The sequence below is a fragment of the Pseudomonas sp. HMSC066A08 genome (genome assembly GCF_001813025.1).
GTDB lineage: Bacteria > Pseudomonadota > Gammaproteobacteria > Pseudomonadales > Pseudomonadaceae > Pseudomonas > Pseudomonas aeruginosa.
On the sequence record NZ_KV811299.1, the window covers coordinates 227,989 to 244,369 of the forward strand.

Genomic DNA, 16,381 nt, shown 5'->3' on the forward strand with positions numbered 1-16,381 from the left:
ACCTAGGAGTCCTGCCATGAGCGAATTCAATACTGTCTATCCGGATCTGCACCTGCTACCCATCGCCGGCGAGTGGCGCCACGGCCGGGCCGGTCGCCGGCTGAAGGTGAGCAACCCGTTCGACGGCAGCCTGCTGCTGGAGATCGAGCAGGCCGACCGCGACGACCTCGATGCCGCCTACGCCAAGGCCGCCGAGGTCCAGCCGGCATGGGCCGCGCTCGGGCCCTCGGCACGCGCGGCGGTGCTGTACAAGGCGGTGGAGGTGTTCGACCGCCGCCACGAGGAGATCGTCGACTGGATCATCCGCGAGTCCGGCAGCACCCGCCTGAAGGCCGAGATCGAATGGGGCGCGGCGCGCGCGATCACCCTGGAGTCGGCGTCGTTCCCGGCACGGGTGCACGGGCGCATCGTCGAGTCCGACGTGCCGGGCAAGGAAAGCCGGGTCTACCGCAGCGCCATCGGCGTGGTCGGGGTGATCAGCCCGTGGAACTTCCCGCTGCACCTGACCCAGCGTTCCATCGCCCCGGCCCTGGCGCTGGGCAACGCGGTGGTGGTCAAGCCGGCCAGCGACACGCCGGTCTGCGGCGGACTGCTGCTGGCGCGGATCTTCGAAGAGGCCGGGCTGCCGGCCGGGCTGTTCAGCGTGGTGGTCGGTCCCGGCAGCGAGATCGGCGACGCCTTCGTCGAACACCCGGTGCCGGGCCTGGTGACCTTCACCGGATCGACCCCGGTGGGCCGCAACATCGGCCGCATCGCCAGCGGCGGCGCGCACCTCAAGCACGTGGCGCTGGAGCTGGGCGGCAACAGTCCGTTCGTGGTGCTCGGCGACGCCGACCTGGAGCAGGCGGTGAATGCCGCGGTGTTCGGCAAGTTCCTCCACCAGGGGCAGATCTGCATGGCGATCAACCGCATCATCGTCGAGGACAGCCTCTACGACGCCTTCGCCGCGCGCTTCGTCGAGCGGGTCAAGGGCCTCCGCGTCGGCGATCCGCAGCGCGCCGATACCGCGGTCGGGCCGATCGTCAACGCGCGCCAGCTCGAAGGCCTGCTGGAGAAGATCCGCCTGGCCCGCCAGGAAGGCGCCAAGCCGCTGTACGAGGGCGGCGTCGATGGGCAGTTGCTGGCTCCGCACGTATTCGGCGAGGTTACCGCGACGATGGAGATCGCCCGCGATGAAATCTTCGGCCCGCTGGTCGGCCTGCTCCGCGCGCGCGACGAGGCGCATGCGCTGGAGTTGGCCAACGCCAGCGAATACGGGCTGTCCAGCGCGGTGTTCAGCCGCGACCTGGAACGCGCGGTGCGCTTTGCCCGCCAGCTTCGTGCGGGGATGACCCACGTCAACGACATTCCGGTGAACGACGAGGCCAACGCGCCGTTCGGCGGCGAGAAGAACTCCGGACTTGGCCGCTTCAACGGCGACTGGGCCATCGAGGAATTCACCACCGACCACTGGATCAGCGTGCAGCACGCGCCGCGCCAGTACCCGTTCTGACCCTGGCGGCGGGGCCCGTGCCCCGCCGCTGACCCGACCGTCGTCGCCAGGTGGCCCGCAGAGGCTGCCGGGGCCCGGTCGTCCCTGAAAAACGGAGCACAATAACAATGAAAATCCGTCGTAAAACCGCAGTCCCGCGCAACGCAGGGGCGGTCCTGCCGATGCTCGCCTGTCTTGCCGCGCAAGCCGCCGAGGGCGGCTTCCTGGAGGATGCGAAGACCGATCTGGTCCTGCGCAACTATTACTTCAACCGCGATTTCCGCGACCACGATGCCGGCAAGAGCCTGGTGGACGAGTGGGCGCAGGGCTTCATCCTCAAGTTCAGTTCCGGCTATACCCCGGGCACGGTCGGCGTCGGCCTCGACGCCATCGGCCTGTTCGGCGTGAAGCTGAACAGCGGACGTGGCACCAGCAATTCCGAGCTTCTTCCGTTGCACGATGACGGTCGTGCGGCGGACAACTATGGGCGTGTCGGCGTCTCCGCCAAGCTGCGCGTTTCGGCCAGCGAACTGAAGATCGGCGAGATGCTCCCGGACATTCCGCTGTTGCGCTACGACGACGGACGCCTGCTGCCGCAGACGTTCCGCGGCTTCGCCGTGGTTTCCCGCGAGCTGCCGGGCCTGGCCCTGCAAGCCGGACGCTTCGACGCGGTGAGCCTGCGCAATTCGGCGGACATGCAGGACCTGTCGGCCTGGAGCGCGCCGACGCGGAAATCGGACGGTTTCAACTACGCCGGCGCCGAGTACCGCTTCAACCGCGAGCGCACCCAGCTCGGGCTGTGGCATGGGCAACTGGAGGATATCTACCGGCAGAGCTACGCCAACCTGTTGCACAAGCAACGCGTCGGCGATTGGACCCTGGGCGCCAACCTCGGCCTGTTCGTCGACCGCGACGACGGCGCCGCGCGCGGCGGCGAGATCGACAGCCACACCGTCTACGGCCTGTTCTCCGCCGGCATCGGCCTGCACACTTTCTATCTCGGCCTGCAGAAGGTCGGCGGCGACAGCGGCTGGCAGTCGGTCTACGGCAGCAGCGGGCGGAGCATGGGCAACGACATGTTCAACGGCAACTTCACCAACGCCGACGAACGCTCCTGGCAGGTGCGCTACGACTACGACTTCGTCGGTCTCGGCTGGCCGGGCCTGATCGGCATGGTCCGCTACGGCCATGGCTCCAACGCCAGCACCAAGGCCGGCAGCGGCGGCAAGGAATGGGAGCGCGACGTCGAACTCGGCTACACCGTGCAGAGCGGCCCGCTGGCGCGGCTCAACGTTCGGGTCAATCACGCCAGCAACCGGCGCAGCTTCAACAGCGACTTCGACCAGACGCGGGTGGTGGTGAGCTATCCGTTGTCCTGGTAATGCACGCCGCTTTCGCCCTGGACACGCCCTCTCCCGACATGGGGGAGGGGGCTCGATCCATCGGCGGATATCCGCTGCGCGGTTATTCGCCCTACCGGAGCAGGCGGTGACGCACGCTGTCTTGCGGCTTCTCCGGGGGGCTCAGAACTTCGCCCGTAGTCCCACGCGCAGGGTACGCCCTGGGGCGGGCATGAAGCTTTGCGCCAGCGGGTCGAGGTAGTAGCGGTCGGTGAGGTTCTGCAGCGAGGCGTTCAGCTCGGTGTGCTCGAACAGCTTGTAGTTGAGGAACAGGTCGAACAGTTGCACCGAGCGGTACTCGATCTGCGGGGTGGTGGCGCCGGTCTGCCAGGGCTTGTCCACCGTCGCGGTGGGGCCGGAGGTGTAGGTCATGCGCCCGCCGAGGGTCAGGCTCTCGTCGAAGAAGCGCAGGCCGGCGAGCAGGTTGGCCGAGAAGCGTGGCGGGTTCTGCGTGTTGGTGTAGGAACCCATGAAGCTGCCCGGCGTGCAGTTCGGCGTGTTCGCGGTGCGCTGGTACTCGTTGGCGCTGGCGCGCAGCTTGGCGGCGAAGGCGGCGTCGCAGGTCTCGGTCTTCAGGTAGTAGGTCGCCGACAGGTCGGCGAATACCCGGCCCGCGTCGTAGTGCGATTGCAGTTCCAGGCCGCTGGTGCGGTAGCTGTCGGTGTTGCTGAAGGTCATCAGGCCCATCAGGCCGGGGCTCGGGTCGTAGTAGCGGGTGATGTAGTTCTTGATGGTGTTGTTGAAGTACGCCAGCTTGATCGCCGCCGAGTCGCGTTCGGCCAGCAGGCCTTCGCGCAGTGCGCTGGCGCCGATCTCCCAGCTGCGCGAACGCTCGGGCTTGAGGTCCTTGCCCGGCTCGACCTGCAGGGTGCCGCGGCTGGTCTCGAACAGCGACGGCAGGCGCAGGCCCTGGGTGTAGGAGGCGTAGACGAAGGTGTTTGGGGCCAGCTCGAAGTTGATCCCGAAGGCCGGCGCGAAGCCGCCGCCGCTGCTGCTGCGCTTGCCGGCATAGTCGTAGCCGGTGACCACGTTGGTGACCGCCGAGGGATAGACCGTCACGTCGGCCGGGCCGATCTCGTCGAAGGGAATGCCTTCGAACGGGTTGTTGGTGTTGGCGCTGACGATGCCGTTGTGCAGGCGCGGGTCGGTGGCATCGGTGTACTCGCCGTTCCGGTCGGGGAACCACATCATCGAGCCGTAGTAGTCGGGCTTGCTCACCGTGATGAAGCGCACGTCGCGATCCTCGCGCCGCGCCGTGGCGGAGATGCCGTTGTCCTTGCTGCGGAAATGGCTGTAGCGGCCGCCGCCCCACAGGCTCAGCCGCTCGATCGGCTTGTACTCCAGCTTGCCGTTGAGGCTGTACTCCTGCCGCGAACCGTCGCGCAGGGTGCGCTGGGCGTTGATATCGTGGAGGGTGGTGACCACGCTTTTCTGCGGCTGGAGGTCCTCGAACTGGAACGCGCCGCCCAGGTCGAGCTTGAAGTCGCCGTAGTCGGTCGCGAAGCGCGCGACGTTGTTCAGGTCGCCGCCGATCCGCCGATTGTCCTGGCGGGTCCAGTTGCGGTCGGAGCGATAGGCCTGCGAGCGCGGCGCCAGCACCGAGGTCAGGGTGTCGGTCTTCGCTTCGGTCAGCCACAGGCCGGCGTTCAGGTCCAGCAGCGGATTGCCTTCGGGCAGGTAGTGGTAGCGCGCGGTGTAGGTGTCGATCTTCACTTCGCTCAGCGGGTACTGGTAGATGCCCGCGGTGCCGAGGCGGAAGATGTCCGACGGCATGATTTCCCCGGTGCGCCCGTCGTAGCGGCGGTAGCCGAGGTCGAGGCTGTGTTCGTCGGCGATCCGCCAGGTCGCCTTGAGCAGGTACGATTCGGTTTCCGTCGAGGAGTTGAGCACTTCCTCGCCGGCGTTGTAGACCGTTGCCACGCTGTTTTCCTCGCTGCCGTAGGGGCTGTAGACGCGGTAGCGGTCCTGGCCCTTCTTGCCGGAGAAATAGTTGCCCTGGTTGCGCTGCGCGTAGGCCGCGACCAGGTCCAGGCGTTCGTTGCGGTAGGCGAACGCGGCGCTGCCGGACTTCGCCTGCGAACCGAACAGGCTGCCGTGATCGTCGTGCGGCGCCGTGCTGAGGTCCTCGTCCTTCGAACTGGCGCTGCGGTGCTGCGGCGCGACGCCGTTGTTCCAGGCGTCGCCGGTGAGGCGCACGCCGATGCCCTTGCCGTCCACCAGGATGTCGTCGACGCCGAGGGTCTGCATGTCCAGCGTGCCGCCGATCGCCCCGGACTTGTTCGATGGCCCCTTGTTGACCGTCACGCTGCTGATCAGGTCGGGGTCGATGTAGCTGCGCTGCTGGGTGCCGGCATAGCCGCGGTAGACGTCCAGCGCCTGTTCCGCGCCGTCGACCCGCACCGCCACCCGGCTCTGCCCCTGGATGCCGCGGATGTTCACGTCCAGCGCGCCGCCGTTGCGGCTGTCGCCGACCTGTACGCCGGGCACGCCCTTGAGCAGGTCGCCCACCGAGACCCGGCCGAAGCGGTCGATGTCCTCGCTGGAGAGGTACACCGAGGAGCGCGGCGCGGTGTAGGTGTCCTTCTGCGGATCGGCCAGCTCGGCGGCCGAGACCACCACCGGCGACAGGTCGGCCGGCGCCTCCCCGGCCTTGCGCGGCTCGATCAGCAGATAGGCGCCGGACGAGCCAGCCAGCACCTGCAGGCCGGTCTGCGACAGTACTCGCTGCAATCCTTCGAGCACCGTGTAGCGGCCGTTCAGCGCCGGCGCGCTGCGGTCGCGGGTCAGTTCGGGATCGAACGACAGGAGCAGTCCGGAGCGGCTGGCGAAGGCGCCGAGAGAGGCGCCCAGCGGGCCGGCCGGAATTCGGTAGTCGCGTGGTGTCGGGTCGTACAGGCGGGTGCCGCCGGGCGCCACCTGGCTGGTGTCCTGTGCCAGGGCGGTGCCCGTCAGGCCGGCGCCGCTCGCGGCCAGGCCGCACAACGCGCAGCGCAGGGCCAGGGTGATCGGGGAGAGGCGCGACCGGGGACGCGACAGGCGGGGGAAACGCGGGGTTCGGGACATGCTGCTTCGCTCATGGGATGGCTGCCCGTCATTCGCGGGCTCTCACCCCCTCTGTCGCATGAGATCGAAAAAGGGATATTCCCGGAGAAACTTTTCACACCCGGCGAACCCTTTGCGGGATTGGCATTGTGGTGTGTGGCAAATTAGTGATAATAGTTTTCATTTGCACTTGAGCCCAGCCCGATGCGACTCCTGACGATGAATGCGCCGAGCCCCGTCCTTTCCGCCGACCGTGGTAGCGTCGCCACGCTGTACCGCGAAAACCACGCCTGGCTACGCGGCTGGCTGGCCTATCGGCTGCGCTCATGGGGGCGCGAGGTGGCCGACGACCTGGCCCATGACACTTTCCTGCGCATCCTCGCCAGCCACGACGCCGCGCAGCGCGAAGCGATCCGCCAGCCGCGCGCCTACCTGACGCGCATCGCCAACTGCGTGCTGGTCAGCTGGCGTCGTCGGCAGTCGCTGGAACTCGCCTGGCTGGAGACCCTGGCCTCGCTGCCCGAACCGCTGCAAGCGTCGCCGGAGCAGCAGAGCGTGATCGTCGAGGCCCTGCACGAAATCGACGCGCTGCTCGATACCCTGCGCCCGCGGGTGAAGCGGGCGTTCCTGATGGCGACCCTGGACGGCATGAGGCAGAAGGACATCGCCGAGGTGCTGAACGTGGCGCTACCGACGGTGAAGAAATACATCCACCAGGGCTACCTGACCTGCCTGAGCCTGATGCCCGATGACTGACAGCACTGCCGCACGCGCGCAGCGGCTCGACGCAACGGGCTTCGCCGGCCCGCCGGCCGGCGAGGCGATCGCCCCGCAGGTACTCCGGGAGGCGGCGTCCTGGCTGTTGCTGATGCAGGAAGGGCCGCTGGCCCCGGCACAGCAGGCCGAGCTGGAGGCCTGGCGCCTGCGCAGCGCCGAGCACCAGCGTGCCTGGCGGCGTGCCGAGCGGCTGCTGGCGAAGATCGGCAGCCTGCCGCCGGCACTGGCCCGGCGCACCCTGGAGCGGCCGTCCGGGAGCGGCCGGCGCGCCGTGCTGCGCGGTCTGGCCCTGCTCATCGGCGCTGCGCCGCTGGCCTGGTGGGGGTGGCGCGCCGAGGTCTGGCGCGACGGTTTCGGCGCCGACTACCTGACTGCCGTAGGCGAGCGCCGCGAACTGCGGCTGGAGGATGGCAGCGAGGTGGCACTCAACACCGACAGCGCGCTGGACGTGCGCTACGACGCCGGCCAGCGCCTGCTGCGCCTGTATCGCGGAGAGATCTACATCCGCACCGCGGCGGATCGGCGCGAGCCGCCGCGGCCGTTCCTGGTGCGCACCGAACAGGGCCTGATGCGCGCGCTGGGTACCGCCTTCAGCATTCGACGCGAAGGCACGGAGACATTGCTGGCGGTGTACGAAGGCGCGGTCCAGGTGCGTCCGGAGGGCGCCGCGAGCGCGGCGGATGGCCGGGTGATCGGGGCTGGCCAGCGGGTGCGCTTCGATCGCCAGCGGATCGCTCCCGTCGAGTCCGCCAGCGAGGCCGCGCTGGCCTGGCGCCAGGGCCTGCTGGTGGCCGACGACATGCCGCTGCGGCAGTGGGCGGGAGAACTGATGCGCTACGGCGGCGAGAGCATCGAGTGCGAGCCGTCGCTGGACCCGCTTCGGGTCTCCGGCACCTTTCCCGTCGACGACCTGCCGCTGGCCCTGGCGATGCTGGCGCAGACCCATGGCCTGCGCCTCGTACACCAAGGCCGACGGGTGCTGATCAGGCGCTGAGGGGGAGCGGCGGCTCAGCCGGCCAGCAACCAGACCCCGGCGCCCGCCGAGGCCAGCCCGGCCAGACGTACCAGGGGCGCGGCCGCCTGCGGCAGGAAGCGCACCAGCGCGTAGCCGGCGGCGTGCAGCGCGGCGGTGGCGGCGACGAAACCGAGCGCGTACAGCCAGGGGCTGGAGAGGTCCGGCAGCTCCAGGCCGTGGGCGACCCCGTGGGCCAGGGCGAACAGCGCGGTGGCGGCCATTGCCAGCGGCAGCGGCGGGCGCACGGCGAGCGCCACGCAGAGGCCGAGGGCGAGCACCGAGGCGGCGATGCCGGTTTCCATGAATGGCAGTTGCAGGCCCTCGAAGCCGAGCAGCCCGCCGACCAGCATGGTGCCGACGAAGGTGCAGGGCAGGGCGAGGCGCGCGGCGCCCTGTTGCTGGGCGGCCCAGAGGCCGACGGCGAACATCGCCAGCAGGTGGTCGAGGCCGGTGAGCGGATGGGCGAGGCCGGCGACCAGGCCGTGTTCGCCGTGGCCAGGATGGGCGAAGGCCAGCGCCGGCGCGGCGAGCAGGGCGAGGGTGGCGAGCAGCTTGGGCAGTTTCATTGGCGGTTCCTTGTCGTTGCGAGGTGGCGTCAGGCGGCGGTCAGCAGGCCCTGGCGCTCGATGAAGGCGATGATTTCGTCCAGGCCCTGGCCGGTCTTCTGGTTGCTGAACACGAACGGCTTGTCGCCGCGCATGCGCCGGGCGTCCCGGTCCATCACATCGAGGGAGGCGCCGACCAGCGGCGCCAGGTCGATCTTGTTGATCACCAGCAGGTCCGACTTGCAGATCCCGGGGCCGCCCTTGCGCGGGATCTTGTCGCCGGCGGAAACGTCGATCACGTAGAGGGTCAGGTCGGACAGCTCGGGGCTGAAGGTGGCCGACAGGTTGTCGCCGCCGGATTCCACCAGGATCAGTTCGAGGCCGGGGAAGCGCCGGTTGAGCTGGTCCACCGCCTCCAGGTTGATCGAGGCGTCCTCGCGGATCGCCGTGTGCGGGCAGCCGCCGGTTTCCACGCCGATGATCCGCTCGGGGGCGAGGGCCTCGTTGCGCACCAGGAACTCCGCGTCTTCCTGGGTATAGATATCGTTGGTGACCACCGCGAGGTTGTAGCGCTCGCGCAGTTCGCGACACAGGGCCAGGGTCAGGGCGGTCTTGCCGGAGCCCACCGGACCGCCGATGCCGACACGCAGGGGTTGGGATGTCATGGGGTTTCTCCTAGGAACGGAACAGACGGCTGTACTGGGTTTCGTGGGTCATGCTGGCCAGCGCCAGGCCGAACGCGGCGCTGCCCTCGACGGCGGGCCGTCGCAGCGCCTCGGCGCAGGCGCGGTCGAGTTCCGGTAGCAGGCTGGAAGCAAGTTTCTGCGCGGCCAGTTGGCCGAGCGGCAGGGTTTTCATCAGCACCGCCAACTGGTTTTCCAGCCAGCTCCAGAACCAGGCACTGAGCGCCTCCTCGGCGTCCAGGCGCCAGGCGCGCGCGGCCATCGCCCAGGCGGCGGCGAGATTGGGCGGGTCCTGGCGAGCCAGCCAGGCGCGGCCGGGAGCGTCGAGCTCGGGCAGGGCTTCCAGCAATTGGCGCAGGGAAAAGCCCATCTGCCGGCTCTCGTGGGCCAGCTCGCGGGTCTCGCGGCTGGCCCTATGGCGTTCGCTGGCCGCATCGCAGGCGGCCCAGTCGCCGACCAGCGCGGCGCGCAGCAGGCCGGCCAGCAGCGGCGCCTCGAAGCGCGCCAGGTTCAGTTGCAACTGGTCGACCAGCCAGGTCCGCGCGCTCTCGGCGTCGCGCACCCAGCCATTGTCGAGGGCCGCCTCCAGGCCCTGGGAATAGCTGTATCCGCCGATCGGCAACTGCGAACTGGCCAGGCGCAGGCGCGCCCAGATGCTGTTCACCGGCGCCCGCCGAACTGGTGCAGGCGCGGCGCGTAGTTGAACTCCGCCTCGCCATGGTGCGAGTGGTGGTGGCCTCCGCCGTAGGCGCCGTGCTCCGGCTGGAACGGCGCCTCGATGGCCTCCACCGTGGCGCCGAGCTGTTCGAGCATGGCTTTCAGCACGTAGTCGTCGAGCAGGCGCAACCAGCCGTCGCCGACCTGCAGGGCGACGTGGCGGTTGCCCAGGTGGTAGGCGGCGCGGGTCAGTTCCAGCGGGCTGGCGCAGGTGACGTGGAGCAGACGTTCGGGCCGGGCGACGACTCGCACCAGGCGACCGTCGCGGGCCTCCAGGCAGTCGCCGTCGGCCAGCGGCGGCTGGCCGCGCTCGAGGAACAGGCCGACCTCCTCGCCGCTCGCCGCGAAGCAGCGCAGGCGGCTCTTGCTGCGCGCCTCGTAGGTCAGGTGGAGTTCTTCGTCCCAGCGGGGCGGGCGAGCGGGCAGGCGTTGGTGGATGACCAGCATGGGCAGTTTCCGCAATGCGACAGGAAAGGGATCACAACAAGCACCAGCAAGGGCCTTGCCAGGTCGATGCGGGACGCCTGTACCGGGAAAACGGGGCCATAGGGATGTAACAAAATATTGCAGCGCGCCAGGTTGGTGCGCAACGACTTTTTTGCCGCACCGGAAAGGTGCGCGCGCGTCTAGTCCGCGGACGAACGCCGAGCCGGAGATCCGCTGGGGAGGTGCGGGGTCAGCCGGGCAGGCCGTGCCAGTGCTTGCCGCCGATCATGATGAAACGCAGCTGGTGGGTGATCTTCGCGGCCGGCATCAGATGCGGCGGCAGATCGGCGGCGGGTGGGTCGATCAGCTCCGGAAGGGTGGCGAAGACGGTCTTCACCACCAGGTCGGCGAATACGTCGAGGGCCGCGCCGTCGAGGTGCGGCATCTTGTTCAGCAGCGCCAGGTCGGCGGCCAGGTCGTCGGTGATGCGCTGGCGCAGGTTGGCGATGGCCTGGCGGATCGGCAACGAGCCGCCGTATTGCTCGCGGGCGAGGAAGAGGAACTGCGAGCGGTTGGCGCCGACCGCGTCGAGGAAGATGCGCACCGAGGCGTCGATCAGCCCGCCCAGTTCGAACTCGTTGCGGCGCACCGCGCGCAGGGTGGCGCGGAAGGTCTCGTCGACCTCGGCGACCAGCGCCAGGCCGAGCTGGTCCATGTCGCTGAAGTGCCGGTAGAAGCCGGCCGGGACGATGCCGGCGGCGCGCGTCACTTCGCGCAGGCTGAGGCTGCCGAAGCCGCGCCCGCTTTCCATCAGGTGGCGCGCGGCGCTCATCAGCGCGTGGCGGGTCTGCTGTTTCTGTTCGGCGCGGGGTGAGGACATACGGCTTCCTTTGGCGGACCGGCGACTGTAGCAAAAGCCCCGCGACCCGGTCGAACCGGGGACGGCAGCGATCGAAGGATACATCAGTGAACGCTTGTTGACTCGATTGCGCGGAACGGGCAAAGTTGTTGTGAACAATCGTTCACTGAAATATTCTCCATGGCCTTGCTTCCCCTCGCTCTCCTGACCCCCTTGCTCGCACCCCTGCGCCGTCTCGCCGCCCGTGGCTGGCTGCGTGAGGCCGATGTCGACGGCCTGCTGCGCCACGCCCATCCGCTGGCGTCGCTGAACCGCCACTATGCGCGGGTCGAGGCACGCTACTGGGTGGCCGACGATATGCTCGCCCTGGCCCTGCGTACCGCCCCCGGCTGGCCGCCGGCGCGGCCGGGCCAGCACATCCAGCTGCTGGCGGAGCGCGACGGGGTGCGGGTCGGGCGCAGCTACAGCCTGACCCGGGTGGTCGGCGAGCGCCTGGAAATCGCCGTCAAGCGTCACCCGGACGGGCTGCTCTCGCCCTGGTTGTGCGAACACCTGGCGGTCGGCCAGCGTGTCGAGTTGCAGCCCGCGCAAGGCGATCTGCGCTGGCCGATGCAGGCCGAGGCGGTCTGCCTGCTGGCCGCCGGCAGCGGCCTGACGCCCTTGCTCGGCCTGCTCCGCGAGGCGCTGGAGAACGGCTATCGCGGTCCCGTGCTGTGGCTGCACTACGTCCGTCATCCCGGCCAGCGCGCCTGGCTCGGCGAGCTGGAGGCGCTGGCGGCGCGCCACCCGAACCTGGAATTGCGCTGGAGCCTGACCCGCGGGGCGCGGGCCGACGGCTGCCTGGAGGGGCATCTCCAGGCGCGCCACCTGGACGGCTGGGCAGCCGACCTGGCGCGCAGCCAGGCCTTGGCCTGCGGACCGGCGGCTTTCGTCGAGGCGGTGGGCGAGCAACTGGGGGCACGCTTCGCCGGCTTGCAGACGGAATCCTTCAGCGTCCCGCGTTGGCGCAGCGGGGAGGCGCCGCGCGAAGTGCGCCTGCGCTTCGCCCGGTCGCAGCGGGAAGTCTCCGGCGATAGCGCCGCCAGTCTGCTGGAACAGGCCGAGGCCCACGGCCTGCGCCCGGCCCACGGCTGCCGCCAGGGCATCTGTGCCACTTGCACCTGCGTCCTGCTCAGCGGCTGCGTGCGCGACCTGCGCAGCGGCGCGCTATGCAGCGAGCCCGGCCAACCTATCCGCCTCTGCATCAGCGCCGCCCACGGCGACCTGGCGCTGGACCTGTGAACCGACCTGCGAGCCCTGCGATGCGCGACGACCGCGAACTGACCCCGGAACAACTGGCGGCCTTCGGCGCCGAACTCGACGCCCTGCGCCAGCGTACCCTGGCCGATCTCGGCGCGGACGACGCGCGCTACATCCGCCGGGTCCGCGCGGCAGTGCGCGTCTGCTGCTGGAGCGGCAGGGCGCTGCTGATGTTCGGCTGGCTGCCGCCGACCTGGCTACTCGGCAGCCTGCTTCTCGGCCTGGGCAAGATCCTCGAGAACATGGAGCTGGGCCACAACGTCATGCACGGCCAGTACGACTGGATGAACGATCCGGAATTCGCCGGCCGCGCCTACGAGTGGGACATCGCCGGGCCGTCCGACTTCTGGCGGCACACCCACAACCATATCCACCATACCTACACCAATGTGCTGGGCAAGGACGACGACGTCGGCTACGGGGTCGTGCGTCTGTTCCCGGAGCAGCGCTGGAAGCCGTTCTACCGCTGGCAACCGCTGTGGGTGACGCTGCAGGCGCTGCTGTTCCAGTACGCGGTGGCGATCCAGCATCTGCGCCTGGACAAGTACGCCAAGGGGCGCCTGGACAAGGCCGAACTCATGCCGCTGCTACGCCGCTTGCGTGCCAAGCTGGGACGCCAATGGACCAAGGACTACCTGCTGTTCCCGCTTCTCGGCCTGTTCGCCGGCGGCTTCGGCGCGGTGTTCGTCGGCAACCTGCTGGCCAACGTGCTGCGCAACCTGTGGACCTTCACGGTGATCTTCTGCGGCCACTTCACCGAGAAGGCGATGGTCTTCCCGTCCTCGGTGCTGGAGGGGGAGACCCGTGGCCACTGGTACCTGCGCCAACTGCGCGGCTCCAGCAACCTGGAGGGCGGGCCGCTGTTCCACATCCTGACCGGCAACCTCAGCCACCAGATCGAGCACCACCTCTACCCGGACCTGCCGGCGCGTCGCTACGCCGCGATGTCCTGCGAGGTCCGCGAAATCGCACGGCGCTACGGGCAGACCTACAACAGCGGACGCCTGGGACGGCAATTCCTCACTGTCTTGCGGCGCATCTGGGTATATCGGCTGCCGCCGCGCGAGCCGCTCCCGGCGGGGCGCGGCTGAGCCGACGGAACGCCCGCGGCGCCCTTGGCGGGGCCGCTCCGGAGCGGGGATAATGCCGCCCTGTGCGCCGCGACGTGGCTTCTGGCCGCCGCGCGGCGTCGGAGTCTCGCCGAACGCAGGACGGCCTGCGCCCGCGATCGGCCAGCAGCGTCGATCCTTCCCGAATCTATCAATGCTCGGCGGATGCCGGCCGTGGGGCCCGTCCGTCCAGGAACCGTCATGTTCAGCCCGCTCGTCACCTTTCCCGCGCTCTACACCGCCACCCTGCTCATGCTGGCCGGCTCCGGCCTGTTCACCACTTACATCGGCCTGCGCCTGACCCAGGAAGGCGCAGGCGACCTGTGGGTCGGCGGGCTGATGGCCTCCTACTACTTCGGCCTGGTCTGCGGTGGAAAATTCGGACACAAGCTGATCGCCAGCTTCGGCCATATCCGCTCCTACGTGGCTTGCGCCGGGATCGCCACCGTGACCGTGCTGCTGCATGCCCTGGTCGATCAACTGGAAGTCTGGCTGCTGCTGCGCTTCATTACCGGCGCGGTGATGATGAACCAGTACATGGTGATCGAGAGCTGGCTCAACGAGCAGGCCGAGAGTCACCAGCGCGGCAAGGTGTTCGCCGGCTACATGGTCGCCGTCGACCTCGGCCTGGTGCTCGGCCAGGGCCTGCTGGCGCTGAGCCCGACCCTCGACTACAAGCCGCTGCTGCTGGTCGCCATCTGCTTCGCCTCGTGCCTGATCCCGCTGGCCATGACCCGCCGCGTGCACCCGGCCAAGCTGGTCGCCGCGCCGCTGGAAGTGCGTTTCTTCTGGCAGCGCGTACCGCAGGCGCTGGGCACCATCTTCATCGCCGGCCTGATGGTCGGCGCCTTCTACGGTCTGGCACCGGTCTACGCCAACCGCAACGGCCTGGATGCCTCGCAATCGAGTTTCTTCGTCGGCATGTGCATCGTCGCCGGCTTCTGTGCGCAGTGGCCACTGGGTTGGCTGTCCGACCGCCTCGACCGCAGTTGGCTGATCCGCGGCAATGCGGTGTTGCTGTGCCTGGCCTCGATCCCGATGTGGGGGCTGGTGACGCTGCCGTACTGGTTGCTGCTGGCCAACGGGTTCGTTACCGGCATGCTGCTGTTCACCCTCTATCCGCTGGCGGTGGCGCTGGCCAACGACCACGTCGAGCAGCCGCGCCGGGTCGCGTTGTCGGCGATGCTCCTGACCACCTACGGGGTCGGCGCCTGTATCGGTCCGTTGGTGGCCGGCGCGCTGATGCGCCACTTCGGTCCGGGGCTGTTCTACATGTTGGTGTCCGGCTACGCGGTGCTGCTGGTGTTCTGGGTGCAGCCCAAGCGCGTTACCGGGGTCCACCGGGTCGACGAGGCGCCTTTGCAGCACGTGGCGATGCCGGACACGGTCAGCCCGATGGCCGCGACCCTCGACCCGCGCGTCGAGGAAGTGCCGGAGGAGCTGGTGGTGGAGGCGCCGGCGAATATCGGCCGCTCCGACGGCGAGCCGGACGCCGGGGAGACGCCCGCTCAGTCCTGAGCCGGGAACGCCAGGTCGAAGCGGATGCGTCCCGGGGTCGGTGCACTCGCTTCGGCGCGGCCGCCGTGCAGGCGCATGATCGCCTGGACGATGGCCAGGCCGAGACCGCTGGACTGGGCGTCGCTGCGCGCGGCGTCGCCACGGTAGAAGCGGTCGAACAGGCGCGACAGCGGTTCGGCCGGCAGCCTGTCGCAGGCGTTCTCCACGCTCAGCAGGAATTCCCCCGAGCGGCGCAGGCCGCGCACTTCGATCAGGCTGTCGGCGCTGGCGTAGCGAATGGCGTTGGCCAGCAGGTTGCTCAGCGCCCGGCGGAACAGTTGCGGGTCGGCGCGTAGCTGGCCGCTGACCTGGATGTCGAGGCTCAGCCCACGCTCCTCGGCCAGCCCTTCGAAATACTCCGCCTGGCGCCGCAGCTCTTCGCCCAGGACCAGGCGACTGCGCTCCACCGCTGCCCGCACGTCGTCGGCGCGAGCGAGGAAGAGGATGCTCTCGACCATCCGCGCGATGCGCTCCAGCTCTTCCTGGTTGGAGGCGATCAGCGCCTGGTACTCCTCGTTGCTGCGCGGCTGGCGCAGGGCCACCTGGCCGTGGCCCATCAGCGAACCGATGGGCGTGCGGATCTCATGGGCGAGGTCGGCGGAGAACTGCTGCAGGCGCTGGTAGCCGTCGTCGAGGCGTTCGAGCATGGCGTTGAACGACTGTGCCACCTGCTGCAACTCGGCAGGCGCGGCGGCGACGTCGAGGCGGGTATCCAGGCTGGTCGGATGGATCTCCGCCACCTTCGCCGCCAGGGTGCGCAGCGGGCGCAGGCCGTGGCGCAGGACCAGCCAGCCGAGCAGGGCGGTGCCGAGGAACGCCAGCAGCACGGCGGCGATGACCCGGTCGCGGTACTGGGCGAGCATCCGCGTCTCGCCCAGCAGCAGGTGCGCGGCGGTGATCTGCAACGGCTCGCGGCCGCCGACCAGGACCTCGGCGGCGAGCACGCGCATCGGGATGCCATCGTGGGTCAGCGCGGCGTGCACGGCGGACGGATTCAACCCCTGGCCGGCGGCGACCACCCGTAGCGACGGCAGGCGTTCGTAGCGCGGATTGACCGCGACGATCGGCGCCTCGCCGGGCTGGCCGAGGAGCAGGATGTCCTGCTCGTTGCCGAGCATGTTCTCGAACAGACGCGGGCGCGCCTTCAGCTCGGCCAGGGTGAGGTTGTCGCGCAGCAGGTTGCGGAAGTGCTCGACCCGGCCGGCGACCATCACGTCGCTGCGCCGCAGCATCGCCTCTTCCACCGAGCGGTACAGGTAGAAGCCGACCGCGCTGACCACCAGCGCCGCCACCGCGGCGAACAGCAGCGCCGCGTAGAGGGTCAGGGAGCGGCGGGCGGGCACGGGCGCTCCTCGCAGACGTAACCGATGCCGCGCACGGTATGGATCAGCTTGTTCGGGAAGGGATTGTCGACCTTGGCGCGCAGGCGCTTGATCGCCACGTCGACGACGTTGGTGTCGCTGTCGAAGTTCATGTCCCAG

15 protein-coding genes are annotated in these 16,381 nt (G+C 69.3%); 7 read left to right on the forward strand and 8 right to left on the reverse strand.

The features are described from left to right. The first annotated feature begins 16 nt into the window (after positions 1 to 16). Positions 17 to 1,492, forward strand: a complete 1,476-nt coding sequence (locus HMPREF2886_RS14800) for an aldehyde dehydrogenase family protein (protein ID WP_033967917.1) — start codon at positions 17 to 19, stop codon at positions 1,490 to 1,492. 107 nt (positions 1,493 to 1,599) lie between these two features. Continuing rightward, positions 1,600 to 2,853, forward strand: a complete 1,254-nt coding sequence (locus HMPREF2886_RS14805; protein ID WP_070747714.1) for an OprD family porin — start codon at positions 1,600 to 1,602, stop codon at positions 2,851 to 2,853. 141 nt (positions 2,854 to 2,994) lie between these two features. On the opposite strand, the gene HMPREF2886_RS14810 is transcribed toward HMPREF2886_RS14805, so the two are convergent. Then, positions 2,995 to 5,934 carry a TonB-dependent receptor gene (locus HMPREF2886_RS14810; protein WP_070747717.1) on the reverse strand — a complete coding sequence of 980 codons (2,940 nt, stop codon included), beginning with the start codon at positions 5,932 to 5,934 and terminating at the stop codon, positions 2,995 to 2,997. A 198-nt stretch (positions 5,935 to 6,132) separates the two neighbouring features. Between HMPREF2886_RS14810 and HMPREF2886_RS14815 the strand changes: the two genes are divergently transcribed. Together HMPREF2886_RS14815 and HMPREF2886_RS14820 are read left to right on the forward strand one after the other, a co-directional pair. Beyond that, a complete protein-coding gene (locus tag HMPREF2886_RS14815) occupies positions 6,133 to 6,669 on the forward strand; it encodes a sigma-70 family RNA polymerase sigma factor (protein WP_039027773.1) in 537 nt (178 codons plus the stop codon). Next, a complete protein-coding gene (locus HMPREF2886_RS14820; protein WP_033977111.1) occupies positions 6,662 to 7,684 on the forward strand; it encodes a FecR domain-containing protein in 1,023 nt (340 codons plus the stop codon). Before HMPREF2886_RS14815 ends, HMPREF2886_RS14820 begins: the two co-directional genes overlap by 8 nt. A 14-nt stretch (positions 7,685 to 7,698) precedes the next feature. Here the strand turns inward: HMPREF2886_RS14820 and HMPREF2886_RS14825 are convergent, their stop codons facing one another. The 5 genes from HMPREF2886_RS14825 to desT all read right to left on the reverse strand — a co-directional run bounded on the left by HMPREF2886_RS14825 (position 7,699) and on the right by desT (position 10,956). Then, positions 7,699 to 8,271 carry a HupE/UreJ family protein gene (locus HMPREF2886_RS14825; protein ID WP_033977112.1) on the reverse strand — a complete coding sequence of 191 codons (573 nt, stop codon included), beginning with the start codon at positions 8,269 to 8,271 and terminating at the stop codon, positions 7,699 to 7,701. Positions 8,272 to 8,300: 29 nt separating this feature from the next. After that, entirely contained in the window at positions 8,301 to 8,915 is a 615-nt protein-coding gene (ureG, locus tag HMPREF2886_RS14830; protein ID WP_003095530.1) for an urease accessory protein UreG, read from the reverse strand. Positions 8,916 to 8,925: 10 nt separating this feature from the next. Further along, positions 8,926 to 9,597, reverse strand: coding sequence for an urease accessory protein UreF (locus tag HMPREF2886_RS14835; protein ID WP_033967922.1), 672 nt, complete (start codon positions 9,595 to 9,597; stop codon positions 8,926 to 8,928). After that, entirely contained in the window at positions 9,594 to 10,097 is a 504-nt protein-coding gene (gene ureE / locus HMPREF2886_RS14840) for an urease accessory protein UreE (protein ID WP_033977113.1), read from the reverse strand. Before ureE ends, HMPREF2886_RS14835 begins: the two co-directional genes overlap by 4 nt. A 229-nt stretch (positions 10,098 to 10,326) precedes the next feature. Further along, on the reverse strand, positions 10,327 to 10,956 hold the full coding sequence (gene desT, locus HMPREF2886_RS14845; RefSeq protein WP_023132333.1) for a TetR family transcriptional regulator DesT: 630 nt from the start codon (positions 10,954 to 10,956) through the stop codon (positions 10,327 to 10,329). 159 nt (positions 10,957 to 11,115) lie between these two features. Between desT and HMPREF2886_RS14850 the strand changes: the two genes are divergently transcribed. The 3 genes from HMPREF2886_RS14850 to HMPREF2886_RS14860 all read left to right on the forward strand — a co-directional run bounded on the left by HMPREF2886_RS14850 (position 11,116) and on the right by HMPREF2886_RS14860 (position 14,861). Next, positions 11,116 to 12,216, forward strand: a complete 1,101-nt coding sequence (locus HMPREF2886_RS14850) for a ferredoxin reductase (protein WP_033977114.1) — start codon at positions 11,116 to 11,118, stop codon at positions 12,214 to 12,216. Beyond that, on the forward strand, positions 12,213 to 13,325 hold the full coding sequence (gene desB, locus HMPREF2886_RS14855; protein ID WP_079387622.1) for a fatty acid desaturase DesB: 1,113 nt from the start codon (positions 12,213 to 12,215) through the stop codon (positions 13,323 to 13,325). Before HMPREF2886_RS14850 ends, desB begins: the two co-directional genes overlap by 4 nt. A gap of 219 nt (positions 13,326 to 13,544) precedes the next feature. Further along, entirely contained in the window at positions 13,545 to 14,861 is a 1,317-nt protein-coding gene (locus HMPREF2886_RS14860; RefSeq protein ID WP_033967926.1) for an MFS transporter, read from the forward strand. Here HMPREF2886_RS14860 and HMPREF2886_RS14865 read toward each other — a convergent pair. After that, positions 14,852 to 16,243, reverse strand: a complete 1,392-nt coding sequence (locus HMPREF2886_RS14865) for a heavy metal sensor histidine kinase (RefSeq protein WP_070747720.1) — start codon at positions 16,241 to 16,243, stop codon at positions 14,852 to 14,854. The genes HMPREF2886_RS14860 and HMPREF2886_RS14865 overlap by 10 nt on opposite strands. Continuing rightward, on the reverse strand, positions 16,222 to 16,381 hold a 160-nt coding region (locus HMPREF2886_RS33335; protein WP_031773172.1), incomplete at its 5' end, for a winged helix-turn-helix domain-containing protein. The genes HMPREF2886_RS33335 and HMPREF2886_RS14865, both read right to left, overlap by 22 nt.